At 63.9% G+C, this 13,867-nt stretch carries 12 protein-coding genes; 9 read left to right on the top strand and 3 right to left on the bottom strand.

Going from position 1 to position 13,867, the window contains the following annotated elements; translation table 11 throughout:
• Positions 1-67: 67 nt before the first annotated feature.
• From ACSQ3F_RS01905 to ACSQ3F_RS01895, 3 genes are read left to right on the top strand one after another with little or no spacing between them, the layout of a single operon-like run.
• The gene (locus tag ACSQ3F_RS01905; protein ID WP_436098663.1) at positions 68-1,987 is read left to right on the top strand and encodes a pseudouridine synthase; all 1,920 of its coding nucleotides are present in this window, start codon (positions 68-70) and stop codon (positions 1,985-1,987) included.
• A gap of 6 nt (positions 1,988-1,993) precedes the next feature.
• A complete protein-coding gene (gene rsmD, locus ACSQ3F_RS01900) occupies positions 1,994-2,554 on the top strand; it encodes a 16S rRNA (guanine(966)-N(2))-methyltransferase RsmD (RefSeq protein ID WP_436098662.1) in 561 nt (186 codons plus the stop codon).
• A 19-nt stretch (positions 2,555-2,573) separates the two neighbouring features.
• A complete protein-coding gene (locus tag ACSQ3F_RS01895; protein ID WP_436098661.1) occupies positions 2,574-3,440 on the top strand; it encodes a patatin-like phospholipase family protein in 867 nt (288 codons plus the stop codon).
• A 4-nt stretch (positions 3,441-3,444) separates the two neighbouring features.
• Here the strand turns inward: ACSQ3F_RS01895 and ACSQ3F_RS01890 are convergent, their stop codons facing one another.
• Positions 3,445-5,304 carry a monovalent cation:proton antiporter-2 (CPA2) family protein gene (locus tag ACSQ3F_RS01890; protein ID WP_436098660.1) on the bottom strand — a complete coding sequence of 620 codons (1,860 nt, stop codon included), beginning with the start codon at positions 5,302-5,304 and terminating at the stop codon, positions 3,445-3,447.
• Between the two features lie 168 nt (positions 5,305-5,472).
• Between ACSQ3F_RS01890 and ACSQ3F_RS01885 the strand changes: the two genes are divergently transcribed.
• From ACSQ3F_RS01885 to lpxK, 6 genes are all read left to right on the top strand, one after another.
• Positions 5,473-6,819: a TldD/PmbA family protein gene (locus ACSQ3F_RS01885; RefSeq protein ID WP_436098659.1), complete on the top strand. Its 1,347-nt coding sequence runs from the start codon at positions 5,473-5,475 to the stop codon at positions 6,817-6,819.
• Positions 6,820-6,879: 60 nt separating this feature from the next.
• The gene (locus ACSQ3F_RS01880) at positions 6,880-7,692 is read left to right on the top strand and encodes a 3'(2'),5'-bisphosphate nucleotidase CysQ (RefSeq protein WP_436098658.1); all 813 of its coding nucleotides are present in this window, start codon (positions 6,880-6,882) and stop codon (positions 7,690-7,692) included.
• A 60-nt stretch (positions 7,693-7,752) separates the two neighbouring features.
• On the top strand, positions 7,753-7,989 hold the full coding sequence (locus tag ACSQ3F_RS01875; protein WP_436098657.1) for a DUF4170 domain-containing protein: 237 nt from the start codon (positions 7,753-7,755) through the stop codon (positions 7,987-7,989).
• A gap of 97 nt (positions 7,990-8,086) precedes the next feature.
• On the top strand, positions 8,087-9,400 hold the full coding sequence (gene waaA / locus ACSQ3F_RS01870; protein WP_436098656.1) for a lipid IV(A) 3-deoxy-D-manno-octulosonic acid transferase: 1,314 nt from the start codon (positions 8,087-8,089) through the stop codon (positions 9,398-9,400).
• A gap of 22 nt (positions 9,401-9,422) precedes the next feature.
• The gene (locus ACSQ3F_RS01865; protein ID WP_436098655.1) at positions 9,423-10,130 is read left to right on the top strand and encodes an HAD family hydrolase; all 708 of its coding nucleotides are present in this window, start codon (positions 9,423-9,425) and stop codon (positions 10,128-10,130) included.
• A gap of 239 nt (positions 10,131-10,369) precedes the next feature.
• Positions 10,370-11,407: a tetraacyldisaccharide 4'-kinase gene (lpxK, locus tag ACSQ3F_RS01860; protein ID WP_436098654.1), complete on the top strand. Its 1,038-nt coding sequence runs from the start codon at positions 10,370-10,372 to the stop codon at positions 11,405-11,407.
• A gap of 11 nt (positions 11,408-11,418) precedes the next feature.
• On the opposite strand, the gene ACSQ3F_RS01855 is transcribed toward lpxK, so the two are convergent.
• Positions 11,419-11,649 (bottom strand): DUF2093 domain-containing protein, encoded by a 231-nt coding sequence (locus ACSQ3F_RS01855; protein ID WP_436098653.1) that lies wholly within the window; start codon positions 11,647-11,649, stop codon positions 11,419-11,421.
• Positions 11,650-11,892: 243 nt separating this feature from the next.
• Complete coding sequence (gene mutL, locus ACSQ3F_RS01850; protein WP_436098652.1) at positions 11,893-13,692, bottom strand: DNA mismatch repair endonuclease MutL; 1,800 nt, start codon at positions 13,690-13,692, stop codon at positions 11,893-11,895.
• Between the last annotated feature and the right edge of the window lie 175 nt (positions 13,693-13,867).

The following is a 13,867-nucleotide window of genomic DNA, read 5'->3' as shown; positions in this document are numbered from 1 at the left end:
CGCGATAATTTCTCTTAACCCTTGGGCTGCGACCTGATAGGACAGCCTCAAAAGGCAGGCAACACAAATGACATTCAAAGACAAGCCCCAGCGGCCCGGCGGCAAGCCGGCAGGCCGCGACAAGAAGCCCTATACCGGCGCACGCAAGACGGCAGCCGCTCATTCGGGCGCTGAAAAGATCGAAGCGGAAAAGCCGCGCAAGCCAAGAGCGGCGGCGGTGGAAACCGTCGATGCGGACGTGCCGCAGCGCATTTCCAAGATTCTGGCGCGTGCTGGCGTCGCCTCGCGGCGCGATATCGAGCGCATGATCATGGAAGGCCGCGTCAGCCTCAACGGCAAGGTGCTGGACACGCCCGTCGTCAACGCGACGCTGGCCGACACGATCGAAGTCGATGGCCAGCCGATCCGCGGTATCGAGCGCACCCGGCTCTGGCTCTATCACAAGCCATCCGGCCTGGTGACCACCAATTCCGATCCGGAGGGGCGTCCGACCGTATTCGACAACCTGCCAGACGATCTGCCGCGCGTGCTCTCGATCGGCCGTCTCGATATCAACACCGAAGGCCTGCTGCTGCTCACCAATGATGGTGGTCTGGCCCGCGTGCTCGAACTGCCGTCGACCGGCTGGCTGCGCCGCTACCGCGTGCGCGCCCACGGCGCGATCGATCAGGCGGCGCTCGACAAGCTGAAGGACGGCATTGCCGTCGACGGCGTGCTTTATGGCTCGATCGAGGCGACGCTGGACAAGGTCCAAGGCTCGAACGTCTGGATCACCATGGGCCTGCGCGAAGGCAAGAACCGCGAAATCAAGAACGTCATGGGCGCGCTCGGCCTCGACGTGAACCGGCTGATCCGCATTTCCTACGGACCCTTCCAGCTCGGCGAACTGCCGGAAGGCCACGCCCAGGAAATTCGCGGCCGCACGCTACGCGATCAGCTCGGCCCGCGTCTGATCGAAGACGCGAAGGCGAATTTTGACGCTCCGATCTTCGACGCAGCACCTGCTGAGGAAGAAAAGCCGCAGAAAAACGAATGGTCGGCTGGAAAGCCTGAAGCCAGGGAACGCGGAGCGTTCCGCGAAAAGGCAGGCGACAAGCGCGAACGGGCGCTTTCTCGTCTCGACACCAAGCGCGACGATAGAGGCGGTGGGCGTGGTGATCGCAAGGAGCGTGGCGCGGAGGCGAAATTCGACGACCGTCCGAAGCGCGAGCCGGCACAACGTCCCCGTAAGGCCAATGTCTGGATGGCGCCGGGTGCCCGTCCGGTCGCCGAAAAGAAACCCAGGGATGCGCAGGCCGCGGATGTGGCTGACCAGCCGGTTCGCCGTGAGCGCCCGGAGGGCGCACCTGCAACCAAGCGCTATGGTCGGACCAAGGATGGTCTGGCGATGAAGTCCAACAAGAAATTCGATCCAGACCGCAAGAAGGCGACGGTTTACGATCGCCCTGATCGCGGGCCGCGCGTTGTGGTCAACCGTGCCGATGACGACGGCGACTGGATCCGTGCAAGCGAAACCACAGGCAGGGACGAGGGCCGTGGTGGTGACCGCAAGCGTGGCGGTGACCACGATGCACGCGGCTTCGGTGATCGCCCGGCTCGCCGCGATGGTGACAAGCCGTTTGGCGATCGCAAGCCCCGTGCCGAAGGCGCTCGCTCGTTCTCCGATCGACCAAGAAGCGCCAAGCCCCAGGGTGATAGGCCGCAAGGTGATCGTCCGCAGTCAGATCGTCCGCGCAAGCCGTTCGGCGAAAAATCCTTCTCGCGCGAGGATGGCGATCGCAAGCCGCGGGATTTCGGCGACCGCCCGCCGCGTGGAGATCGTCCCGCAGGCGACAAGCCGCGTGGAAAATCCTTCGGCGGCAAGCCGGGCGGCGCCAAGTCCTTCGGTGCGAAAAGCGGCGGGCCGCGCAGCGGAAAACCCGGCGGCGGCAAGCCTTCCGGCGGACGCCCGGCTGGCGGCGGCAAGCCGCGCGGACGCGGGAACTAAGCGCAGGTGCGGATCGTCGGCGGTGAGTTTCGCGGGCGCGGGCTCGCAACGCCCAGGTCCAATGACATCCGGCCGACGACGGACCGGACGCGCGAAAGCCTGTTCAACATCCTGAGCCATGCCTATGCGGAGGCTCTTGATGGCACCCGCATTCTCGATCTCTTTGCCGGCACCGGCGCGGTTGGCCTCGAAGCCCTGTCGCGCGGCTGCCGTCAGGCGCTGTTCGTCGAGCAGAGCGCCGAGGGCAGGGGACTGTTGCGCACCAATATCGAGGCGTTCGGCCTGACCGGCCGGGCGCGCATCTTCCGGCGCGATGCGACCGACCTTGGACCGGCCGGTACCGTCGAGCCGTTCCATCTGGTCTTTGCCGATCCGCCCTATGGCAAGGGGCTTGGCGAAAAAGCGCTCGCCTCTGCCGCCAAAGGCGGATGGCTGGTGCCGGGCGCTCTTGTCATTCTCGAAGAGCGGGCCGATGTTCAGCCCGTGCCGCAGGATGGTTTCGAACTCGTCGACGACCGCCTGTTCGGCGAAACGAAGATGCACTTCTACCGTTACCGCGCCGCGTGATACCGGAAAGACGCTGAGCATGACGCAAGGCCTCGAAACAGTGAAAAAATCAGCGGACCCGACGGTCGCCGTAGCCTTCGGCGGCGGCGGTGCGCGGGGTCTCGCCCACATCCATGTCATTGAGGCGCTGGACGAGCTCGGTATCCGACCGGTCGCGATCGCCGGCTCCTCGATCGGCGCGATCATGGGGGCGGGCATGGCGGCCGGTCTCAGCGGCGCCGAAATCCGTGAGCATACGATGGCGACGGTTGGCCGCCGCAAGGAAATCATCAACCGCCTGTGGAGCCTGCGTCCATCGAGTTTCACGCAGGTAACAAAGGGCTTTCGCGTCGGCCAGTTCAACATCGAGCGCATTCTCCCCGCTTTCCTCCCCGAGAGCGTGCCGAAGGATTTCGGCGACCTCAAACTGCCGCTGAAGGTGATGACCACCGATTATTACGGCCAGGCCGAGCGCGTCTGCCAGTCCGGCGACCTGCATCAGGCGCTGGCAGCCTCGGCAGCGCTTCCGGCGGTGTTCATGCCGGTCCGGATTGATGGTCGCGTGATGATCGACGGCGGCCTCTATAATCCGGTGCCCTTTGATCATCTGACCGGTCTGGCCGATATCGTCATCGGCGTCGATGTCGTTGGCGGGCCGGACGGCGACGGCGAAACCATGCCGAGCTGGATCGACAGCCTGTTCGGCGCCAGCCAGCTGATGATGCAGTCGATCATCGCCATGAAGATAAAGGCGCATCCTCCGGACATCCTCGTGCGACCCGAGGTTAACCGCTTCCGGGTCATGGACTTCCTCAAGGCGCAGGACGTGCTGGCCGCGACGGCGCCGGTCAAGGACCAGCTCAAGGCCGCTCTTGACGCGGCCTTCAAGGCGAAAATCGGCGCTTGAAGGATCAGTCCGCGCCAGCCAGAACGTCGTTTTCCGGCTTGGCCTTGCTGTTTGTCTTGACCGAAAGGATATCGTCGCCCGGTTCCAGCGAAGGTGCCGCCTCGCGTCTTGGCTTTATCAGCGGCTCCGGTTTGACCGGTTCGAAGTGCAGCATGTCGCGCCCGGCGCTGATGCCTTCGGCTTCCTGCACCGCCAGCCGAGCCTCGTCGCGCCGGCGGATGTCGTCCATGATTTCCTGCGCCTCGTTGTCGCCGACGCCAAGCCCCTCCAGCGTTTTCCGTCCGAACAAAAGACCGGACTCGAAGGTTTCGCGCAATTCATAATCGACGTCGCGTGCCCGAAGGGAAAGCGTGTGCAGACGGTCGTAGGAGCGGGCATAGATGCGGGCGTTCGGATATTCCGCCTGCACCATGTTGACGATCCGGTCGGTGATCTCCATCTTCTGGGTGCAGACCGCGACGATCTTGGCGCGCTCGATGCCGGCCGCGCGCAGCACGTCGAGCCGCGTGCCGTCGCCGAAATAGATGCGGAACCCGAAGGTCGCCGCCTGGCGAACGCGGGCAGCGGAATGATCGATGATCGTCACGTCGCGGCCACCGGCGAGCAGGATCTGCGACGCGATCTGGCCGAAGCGGGAAAAGCCGATCATCAGCACGTCGGCGCCGGCGCCGTCGAAGTCCTCCTCGAGTTCTTCCGTCATCTCCTCATGCTCGTGCATGAGCAATCCGGCGAGCGCCGCGGCGGCAGGCGTCAGCGCCATCGACAACGTGACGACGACGATCAGCAGCGACGCCCAGCCGGCGGAAAACACGCCGGCGGCGGCAGCGGCGGTGAAGAGCACGAAGCCGAATTCGCCGCCCTGCGGCAAGAGCAGGCCGATGCGCACGGCATCATTGTGCGGCGAGCCCGTCACGCGGCAAAGCGTGTAGGTGATCACCGCCTTGACCAGCATCAACAGCGGCACCGCGATCAGGATCAGCAGATAGTTCTGAAGGATGACGTGGATCTCCAGCGATAGTCCGACGGCCATGAAGAACAGGGCAAGCAACAACCCGCGGAACGGTTCGATATCGGCTTCCAGTTCATGCCGGTAGGACGATTCGGCGAGCAGAACACCGGCGAGAAAGGCGCCCATCGCCATCGAGAGACCGGCAAGCTGCATCATCGTCGCTGCTCCGAGCACGATCAGCAGCGCCGCAGCGATCATGACTTCCCGCGCACCCGTGCGGGCGATGATCTGAAACAACGGGTTGAGCAGATAGCGGCCGGCAACCACCATGATCAGAATCGCGCCGACCGCGATGCCGAAATCCTGGAGCGGCGGGCTGGTATCTTCAGGCGCCTGCAGGGCGAGCAGCGGGATCAGCGCCAGCAGCGGCACGATCGCCAGGTCCTGCAGCAAGAGCACCGAAAATGCCCGCTGGCCGTAGCGCGTATTGGTGTCGCCGTTCTCATCAAGGATCTGCAATGCGAAGGCCGTCGATGACAGCGCCAGCCCGAACCCGGTGATGACGCTGCCGCTCCAGTCGAGCAGTCCGACCTCGTAGAGGATCGCCGATACCGCGGCACCCGTGAGAAGTACCTGAGCGGTGCCGAGCCCGAAGATGTCGCGGCGCATCTGCCAGAGACGCGAGGGCTTCAGCTCAAGGCCGATGATGAACAGCAGGAAGACGACGCCCAGTTCGGCAAAGCCGAGGATCTGCTCGCCGTCGCTGATCTGGTGCAGCAGCGGGCCGATGATGACGCCGGCGGCCAGATAGCCGAGAACCGTGCCGAGCCCGAGCTTCTTGAAGATCGGGGCTGCCACGACGGCGCCGCCGAGCAGCAACAGGGCCTGTGAGGTGAGGGCTGGTGTCGTCGACATGTCTGCTCTTTCTGCCCGTGGCGGCGCCCACGGGTTATCGCATCTTCGCTTTGGGCAAGAGATTGCCCGGATCGGGGTATTTCGTCGGGGCTGCGGCCAAGAATCAGGATATGCCCTTGATGCCCGTCCCAGTGCACAATAAATGGGGCAGGAATGAAAGGCTAAATCATGTCCGATATTATCGATTCCGGCGTTCTCCAGAAACGGGCGGCCGAGCTTGTCGACCTGGCGCTGAAGGCTGGCGCCGACCAGGCGGATGCGGTGGCGGTTCGCTCCCGGTCACGCTCCGTCTCGGTGCGGCTTGGAAAGGTCGAGGGAACGGAGGCGTCGGAAAGCGATGATTTTTCGCTGCGCGTGTTTGTCGGCCGCCGCGTCGCCAGCGTTTCGGCCAATCCGGGCTTCGACCTGAAGGTCCTGGCCGAACGAGCGGTGGCCATGGCCAAGGCCTCGCCGGAGGATCCCTTCGCAAGCCTCGCCGATGCCGAGCGCCTGGCGAGATCCTATCCTGATCTCGATCTCTTCGATCCGACGGAGGTATCGACCGATGCGCTCTCGGCGGCAGCACTCGAAGCGGAAGAGGCAGCCCTTGCCGTGAACGGCGTCACCAATTCCAGCGGTGCCGGCGCGTCGGCCGGCATGGGCGGGATGGTTCTGGTCACCTCGCACGGTTTTTCCGGCGCCTATATGGGCACCCGCTTCGGCCGTTCCGTCAGCGCCATTGCCGGCGACGGCACGAAGATGGAGCGCGACTATGATTTCGACAGCCGCCTCTTTTTCGCCGACCTGAAATCGGCCGCCGAAATCGGCCGAACGGCCGGTGAGAAGGCGGTCGCCCGCATGGGTCCGCGCCAGGTGCCGACGCAGAAGAATGTCGCCGTCGTTTTCGATCCACGCATGGCGCGCGGTTTTGCCGGGCACATCGCCGGCGCGATCAACGGCGCGTCGGTTGCCCGCAAGACGAGCTTCCTGCGCGACATGATGGGAAAGCCGGTCATGAAGGCGGGCATCCATGTCACCGACGATCCGCTGGTGGTGCGCGGCTCCTCGTCGCGTCCCTTCGACGGTGAAGGCGTGACCGGCCAGAAACTGTCGATGATCGAGGATGGGGTGCTCAAGCACTGGTTCCTTTCGACCTCCACCGGCAGGGAACTCGGGCTGGAAACCAACGGACGCGGCGTGCGCAGCGGCCCCGCGGTGTCGCCATCGCAGACCAACTTCGCGCTGGAGCCCGGAGCTATCTCCCGCGAGGAATTGATCCGCGATGTCGGAACCGGTTTTTACGTGACAGAGCTGATCGGCCAGGGCGTCAACATGCTGACGGGGGAATATAGCCGCGGCGCCTCGGGTTTCTGGATCGAGAACGGCGAGTTGACCTTCCCCGTGTCGGAGGTCACCATTGCCTCGAACCTCAAGCAGATGTTCTTCGGCATCACGCTGGCAGACGACATCGATCGCAAGTTCGGTGTCGCCGCACCGACGCTTGCCATCGAGGGCATGACACTCGCGGGCAAGTGAGCCGCCATCCGTATATCGACCTTCAACGCGGCCGGCGGCCGCGGGAAATGGAAAGACTGAATGAACGCCGTCCACCCGTCGCCGGAACAATGGGCCAGCGATCTGGAATTGATCACGATGGCCGCGAAGGCCGCGGGTGAAAAAGCACTGGCCTATTTCCGCAAGAATCCGGACGTCCAGTGGAAGAATGAGGGACGCTCGCCCGTCAGCGAAGCGGACTATGCCGCCAATGACATCCTGAAGGAGAAACTGCTGACGGCCCGGCCCAATTACGGCTGGCTGTCGGAGGAGACCGATGACGACGAAGCCCGGCTCGGCTGCGATACCGTCTTCGTCGTCGATCCGATCGACGGAACCCGCGCCTTCATCGCCGGCAAGGATGTCTGGTGCGTCAGCGTCGCCGTCGTGCATGTTGGCCGCCCGGTGGCCGGCGTGCTGTTTGCGCCGGCGCTTGATGAACTGTTCCAGGCGTCGCTGACGGGCGATGCCTTGAAGAACGGCATGCCGGTTGCCGTGAAGACGCAGAAGGATGCGGTCCTGCGGATTGCGCTTGCGGAAGAAACGGTCGGACTGCTCGAGCATGGCTACCGCTCGGTTGTTTCGCGCATTGCCCATGTGCCTTCGCTTGCCTATAGGATCGCCATGATCGCCGATGGGCGCATCGACGGCACCATCGTCAAGAAGAACTCCCACGATTGGGATCTTGCCGCCGCCGATCTGATCCTGGAGCGAGCCGGTGGCGCGCTTTTCGGCCTCGACGGGCAGCCACTTTCCTACAATCGCCCCAATGTTCGCCATACGGTCCTGTGCGCCGCGGCAATGCCCGCTTTGCCGGCGTTGATTGCCGCGTCACAGGGGCTGGAGAGCCATTGACCTTTCCGGCTGAATGCCGCAAACCACGAGCAAAATACGTCAAGAAAATCGGAAGGTCAGATGGCTCAGAATTCGGAAAAGAAACAGCGCCTCCATCTCGTGTTCGGCGGGGAACTCACGACGCTGACCGGCGTGCAGTTCCGCGATCTGGAGAAGCTCGACGTCGTCGGCATCTTCCCCGACTACGACACAGCGCTCACCGCCTGGAAATCCAAGGCGCAGCTGACGGTCGACAACGCTCATATGCGCTATTTCATCGTGCACATGCACCGGCTGCTCGATCCGGAACAGGCTTGATGCCAATCCGGTTCGCACAGGCTATGGCGTCCGCAAGGGCTGCCGCTGGAAACGTTGGGGTTTCAATGCCTGAACGCGAAAGCGGAGACGTCTTCTCATGAGCCGCATGCTTGCCAGGGTGGCGCTGTCCAGCTACCGCTGGATCGGCACGGCGATCTATCCGCTCGTCTGGTCCTATCTTGCCGCCCGTGCAGCCAAGGGCAAGGAGGATTCCACCCGCCGCCAGGAGCGCTACGGCCACGCCAGCGCGCCGCGCCCGCAAGGGCCGCTGGTCTGGTTTCATGCCGCAAGCGTCGGCGAGACCACCGCCGTCATTCCGCTGATCAGGGAAGTGTCGCGCCGCGGCATCGCTGTCGTGTTGACGACGGGAACGACGACGTCGGCGCGCGTTGCTGCCGAGCGGCTCGGATCCAGCATTATCCACCAATATGTGCCACTCGATTTCAAGCCGGCCGTTGCCCGTTTCCTCGACTATTGGGAGCCGGATCTGGCGATCATCGCGGAATCGGAAATCTGGCCGATGACCATCGTCGAGCTTGGTCAGCGCCATATTCCCCAGGTGCTGGTCAATGGCCGCCTGTCGGATCGCACCTTCGGCCGCTGGAAGAAGCGTCCGTGGCTTGCCGATGCCTTGTTCGAAAACCTGGCGCTGGTCATCGCCCAGTCGGACCTCGATGCCGACCGGTTCCGCACGCTGGGCGCGCTGCCGGTGATGGTGTCGGGCAATCTGAAGGTCGATACCGATGCGCCGCCGCATGACGGGCATATCCTGAAGCATTACCGCCAGCAGATCCGCGATCGCAAGACCTGGGCTGCGATTTCGACGTTCGAAGGCGAGGAGAATGCCGCCGGCATCGTCCATCGCGCCTTGAAGGAACGCACGGGGCTGCTGACGATCATCGTGCCGCGCCATCCCGAGCGCTGCGACGCGATCGAGGCGATGCTGAATTCCAAGGGACTGACGGTCGCGCGGCGCACGCGCAACGACCCGATCACTGCGGAAACGGATATCTTCCTTGGCGACACGATCGGCGAAATGGGGCTTTACCTGCGATTGACGGAGGTCGCCTTCGTCGGCCGCTCGCTGTTTGCCGAGGGCGGGCAGAACCCGCTGGAGCCGGCCATGCTCGGCTGCGCGATCCTGTCGGGCGGCAACGTCCAGAATTTCCGCGAAACCTATCAGATGCTGGCCAAGAACGGCAGCGCCAAGATCATCCGCGATGTCGAGATGCTGGCCAAGGGCGTCAACTATCTGCTTGTCAACGACGAGGTGCGTCGCAAGATGATCGATGCCGGGCTCGAAACCGTGCATGAAATGCGCGGTGCGCTGTCGGCGACGATCAGGGGGCTGGAGCCCTATATCAATCCTCTGACGGTGAAGGCGCGGCTGCAGCCGCGTGGCGAGAACTGACCTCTTTCCGGCGGGATGCCCGATGACGAGTGAAAAAGTGATATCCGGCATCCTCTTCGACAAGGACGGGACGCTGCTCGACTATGTCAAAAGCTGGGTTCCGGTGAATTACGAGGTCGCCAGCATCGCTGCCGACGGCGATCAGGACCTTGCCCGACGCCTGCTGGTGGCGGGCGGCATGGACCCTGATACCGGCTATGTGACACCGGACAGCCTTCTGGCCGCAGGCAATACGGTCGAAATCGCCGCCGGCATGGTCGCCGCCGGAGCGCCCTATACGGTGGAAGAACTGACAGCGAAGCTCGACGGGCTCTTTTCCAACTCAGCCGCCTATGCGGTGCCGGTTACCGATCTCGCCGCCTTTTTTGCCGGCCTGCACGCCAAGGGTTATTGGCTCGGCGTCGCCTCCAGCGACAACGAGCACTCGATCCGCGAAACCGCGAAGCGCTTCGGCTTCGATGGCTATCTGCATTACGTTGCGGGCTATGACAGTGGCTTCGGCACCAAGCCGCAGCCGGGCATGGTCCACGGCTTCTGCGCCGCAACCGGGCTCGAGCCGCATCAGGTGGCGGTCGTCGGCGACAACAACCATGATCTGCACATGGGCCGAAGCGCCGGCGTCGGCCTCACCGTCGCCGTCCTCACCGGTACCGGCTCGCCGCAATCGCTCGCGGCGGCATCCGATCATTGCCTCAACGATATCACCGAGCTCGAGACCGTTCTCATCTAGCCCTCGGCTGATCTGCTCGCTTACTGGAACAACTGCATCAGCAGCAACGGCGCGTTGTTGGCGATGTTGAGCGTCTGCACGGCGAAGGCCGATGGCTTGCAATTCCCGGCAATCTGCCGTTTTGTGTCGCCAGCCAAAGCGTTTTTCCGGGAGAAGAAATCTGTTTCGGCAACGGGAAAAAATTTAGCCGCGCTGCAAATCGCGAGCACCGGTGGGCGTGGGGAGGCCTGGAAGGACTGATGGTTTCTGAAGCACCGCCGTTCTGGTGGACCAAAGCGGATTGGCGCGCCTACGGCCTCTGGCCATTGTCCTGGATCTATGGCCGCATTTCCGGTTCGCGCATGGACCATGCGCGGCGCGCTTCGGTGTCTGTTCCCATCATCTGTGTCGGCAATTTCACCGTCGGCGGGGCGGGCAAGACGCCGACCGCGATCGCGCTTGCCCGGGCCGCCCGCAAGCGTGGCCTGAAGCCGGGGTTTCTGAGCCGCGGTTACGGCGGCTCGCTCGACGTGACGACGGTCGTTGACGTCACACACCACCGCGCCCGCGACGTCGGCGACGAGCCGCTGCTTCTGGCCCGCGAAGGCCTCGCCGTGGTCTGCCGCAGGCGTGTCGAAGGCGCCCGCCGGCTGGTCGCCGAAGGCGCCGATCTCATCATCATGGACGATGGTTTCCAGAGCGCCCGGCTGACCTTCGATTTTTCGCTGCTGGTGATCGATAGCCGAAGGGGGATCGGTAACGGTTTCCTGATCCCCTCCGGCCCGGTCCGCGCGCCTCTGCGCCAGCAGATACGCCACGCCTCGGCGCTTTTGAAGATCGGCAACGGCGACCGCGCCGACGCGCTGATCCGCCGGGCGGCCCGCGCCGGCAAGCAGATCTACGAAGCCAATGTCACGCATCTCGATGATGGCAGCCTGAAGGACGTGCCGGTTCTCGCCTGGGCGGGCATCGCCGATCCGGAAAAATTCTTCCGCACGGTGCGCGAGACCGGGGCGGTCCTCGCTGAAAGCCGCAGCTTCCCCGATCACCACCATTTTTCCGAGGACGAGATCGCCGATTTGCTCGACCACGCTGCTGCGCAGGGCCACCAGCTCGTGACGACGGCCAAGGACATGGTGCGGCTGGAGCCAAGTCATGGCCGGGCTGGGGAACTGATGGAAAAGAGCCGGGTGATCGACGTCGAAGTCCGCTTCGACGATCCGGCCTCACCAGGCAAGATCATCGACGCGGCGCTGAAGGCCGCGCGGGCACGCAGCCTGCGCAAGGACAAGAAATAAGGACGGACGCCTTACGATTTCTGGTTCGGCAGGATCCCGGCGCGTTTGTCGGCCTGATACGACGCCTCTGCATCGGCATAGGCTTCCTGCCGCGCGACGCTCCAGTAACGCAGTTCGTCGACGGGGATAGCAGCGCCGGTCACCGCGCAGGTGACGTACGATCCGGGCAGCACGATCTGGAAGTCGCCATCGAGATAGCGGATCTTGGCTTCCCTGTTACCGTTGCCTTCAAACCGGTTCATTGTCCTTCGACCTCGCATTTTTGTCGTCCGCTGTCGCAGCGCATGCTGGCCGGCATCCTTCTGGATGCGCCTAAGGCCTTGAGCAACTGCGTATCCAAGCATCACCTGTTGTAATCATGCTCTAGCGCGCAAAACGCCAAATTTCCAGCGCAATTGACAGATGGCGTCCTAAGTGCGCCGCGCTTAGGGTCATTTCTATCCATGTCGTTGTCCCAAACTGCTGCCCCTTTCGGGCGACATGCGTTAGCTGCGGCCAAACAGACGCTCGATATCGGACAGTTTCAACTCGATATAGGTCGGCCGGCCGTGATTGCACTGGCCGGAGCCGGGCGTTGCCTCCATCTGCCTGAGCAGCGCATTCATCTCCTCTGGCCTGAGCCGCCTGCCGGAGCGCACGGAGCCATGGCAGGCCATGGTCGCCGCAAGATAGTCGAGCCGGCTGGCAAGCCCGTTGGCCGTATCCCATTCGGCAAGCTCGTCGGCCAGTTGCCGCACCAGTCCGACGGCATCCATTTCGCCGAGCATCGACGGTGTTTCGCGGATGGCGATGGCGCCGGGGCCGAAGCGCTCGATGCCGAGCCCCAGCCGCGAAAACTCGGCCGCATGGTTGATCAGCCGATCGCAGTCGTCTTCAGGCAGATCGACGATTTCCGGAATGAGCAGCGCCTGCGCCGGGATCGGCCTGGAATTCAGTCCCTTGCGCAACTCCTCGAACACAAGCCGCTCGTGCGCCGCGTGCTGATCGACGATGACAAGGCCATCCTCGGTCTGGGCGACGATATAGTTCTCATGCAGTTGCGCCCGCGCTGCGCCCAATGGATGGGACTTCTCGGGCTGCGAAACGGCTATCGCTTCGGGCTCAAACGTTGGCGCGCGGGCCGACGGCGTTGCCATTTCGGCAAAGGCGGCCTGTGGCGCGTCGCTGAAGCCGCGCGGCGGCGCATCGAATCCCATCGGCCGGTAGGGAGACGAGGAAGCCGTCCATCCGCCATTCGGTCGCTGCGGTTCCGGCCGGAACGCCCGCATCAAGCCGCTGGCGCCGGTCGTCGAGGCCCGATCGCCATCCTGTGCCAGGGCCTGCCGGATCGCGCCGATGATCAGGCCGCGAATGAGCCCCGGGTCGCGGAAGCGGACATCCGATTTTGCCGGATGCACATTGACATCAACCACCTCCGGATCGACCGCCAGCGACAGCACCGCCACCGGATAGCGGCCTTGAGGAATGGTCTCGGCATAGGCGGCGCGCAGCGCCGACCAGATCAGCTTGTCCTGCACCGGGCGGCCGTTGACGAAGGCATACTGCTGCAGCGAGTTGCCGCGATTGAAGGTCGGCACGCCGGCAAAGCCTGTCAGCCGCGCGCCTTCGCGTTCTGCATCGATTTCGATCGCATTGTCGCGGAACTCGCGGCCGAGCACCTGGGCGATGCGGGCAAGCCGGTCGTCGCCGGTGGACGGAAATTCGAGCGTCGTCCGGTCCGAGCCGGACAGCACGAAGCGAACGCCCGGAAAGGCGATCGCCATGCGCCTGACGACGTCGGAGATTGCCGAGGCTTCGGCCCGTTCCGTCTTCATGAAGTTCAGCCGTGCCGGCGTGGCGAAGAACAGGTCGCGCACCTCGACCACGGTGCCCTGGTTGACGGCGGCCGGCTTCACCGGCTGCAGCTTGCCGCCGATCACCCCGATCTCGGCGCCATGGCTTGCCCCAGCCGGTCGGCTGGTGATCGTCAGCCGCGCGACGGAGCCGATCGAGGGCAGGGCCTCGCCGCGAAAACCGAGCGTCCGGATGTCGAGAAGATTGTCGTCGAGTTTTGAGGTGCAGTGGCGGCGCACCGCCAGTTCGAGATCGTCCGGCCCGATGCCGCAGCCGTTGTCGATGACCCTGAGCAGCGTCTTGCCGCCGCCTGCCGTGGCAATATCGATGCGCGTCGCGCCGGCATCCAGCGCATTCTCGATCAGTTCCTTGGCAGCACTCGCCGGCCGTTCGATGACCTCGCCGGCAGCGATCTGGTTGATGAGGGTCTCGGAGAGTTGTTTGATGGCCATCGCCTATTGTCCGGGATTCGGCGTCGCATGAAAAGTACGTCGCGCGTTCTATCCCCGGATGTAATCCAAGGCGGTGTGCCCGATAATGTCAGGCGGGTTTAATCAGGCCTTAATACAAAGCTGCGACTTTCGCCAAGAACCTGAATGAGCACGGGTTTTGTCATTTGGTTCTTGT

Source organism: Pararhizobium sp. LjRoot238 (genome assembly GCF_964252955.1).
Taxonomy (GTDB): Bacteria; Pseudomonadota; Alphaproteobacteria; order Rhizobiales; family Rhizobiaceae; genus Pararhizobium.
The sequence above is the reverse complement of the archived record's forward strand: the minus strand, read 5'-3'. Positions and strand labels throughout refer to the sequence as shown.

Excerpts from the sequence above, each read along its gene's own strand:
- ACSQ3F_RS01885 (WP_436098659.1), top strand. The coding sequence starts at position 5,473 with ATGTCCGATATTATCGATTCCGGCGTTCTCCAGAAACGGGCGGCCGAG.
- ACSQ3F_RS01865 (WP_436098655.1), top strand. The coding sequence starts at position 9,423 with ATGACGAGTGAAAAAGTGATATCCGGCATCCTCTTCGACAAGGACGGG.
- waaA (WP_436098656.1), top strand. The coding sequence starts at position 8,087 with ATGAGCCGCATGCTTGCCAGGGTGGCGCTGTCCAGCTACCGCTGGATC.
- lpxK (WP_436098654.1), top strand. The coding sequence starts at position 10,370 with ATGGTTTCTGAAGCACCGCCGTTCTGGTGGACCAAAGCGGATTGGCGC.
- ACSQ3F_RS01875 (WP_436098657.1), top strand. The coding sequence starts at position 7,753 with ATGGCTCAGAATTCGGAAAAGAAACAGCGCCTCCATCTCGTGTTCGGC.
- ACSQ3F_RS01855 (WP_436098653.1), bottom strand. The coding sequence starts at position 11,649 with ATGAACCGGTTTGAAGGCAACGGTAACAGGGAAGCCAAGATCCGCTAT.
- ACSQ3F_RS01905 (WP_436098663.1), top strand. The coding sequence starts at position 68 with ATGACATTCAAAGACAAGCCCCAGCGGCCCGGCGGCAAGCCGGCAGGC.
- ACSQ3F_RS01895 (WP_436098661.1), top strand. The coding sequence starts at position 2,574 with ATGACGCAAGGCCTCGAAACAGTGAAAAAATCAGCGGACCCGACGGTC.
- ACSQ3F_RS01890 (WP_436098660.1), bottom strand. The coding sequence starts at position 5,304 with ATGTCGACGACACCAGCCCTCACCTCACAGGCCCTGTTGCTGCTCGGC.
- ACSQ3F_RS01880 (WP_436098658.1), top strand. The coding sequence starts at position 6,880 with ATGAACGCCGTCCACCCGTCGCCGGAACAATGGGCCAGCGATCTGGAA.
- mutL (WP_436098652.1), bottom strand. The coding sequence starts at position 13,692 with ATGGCCATCAAACAACTCTCCGAGACCCTCATCAACCAGATCGCTGCC.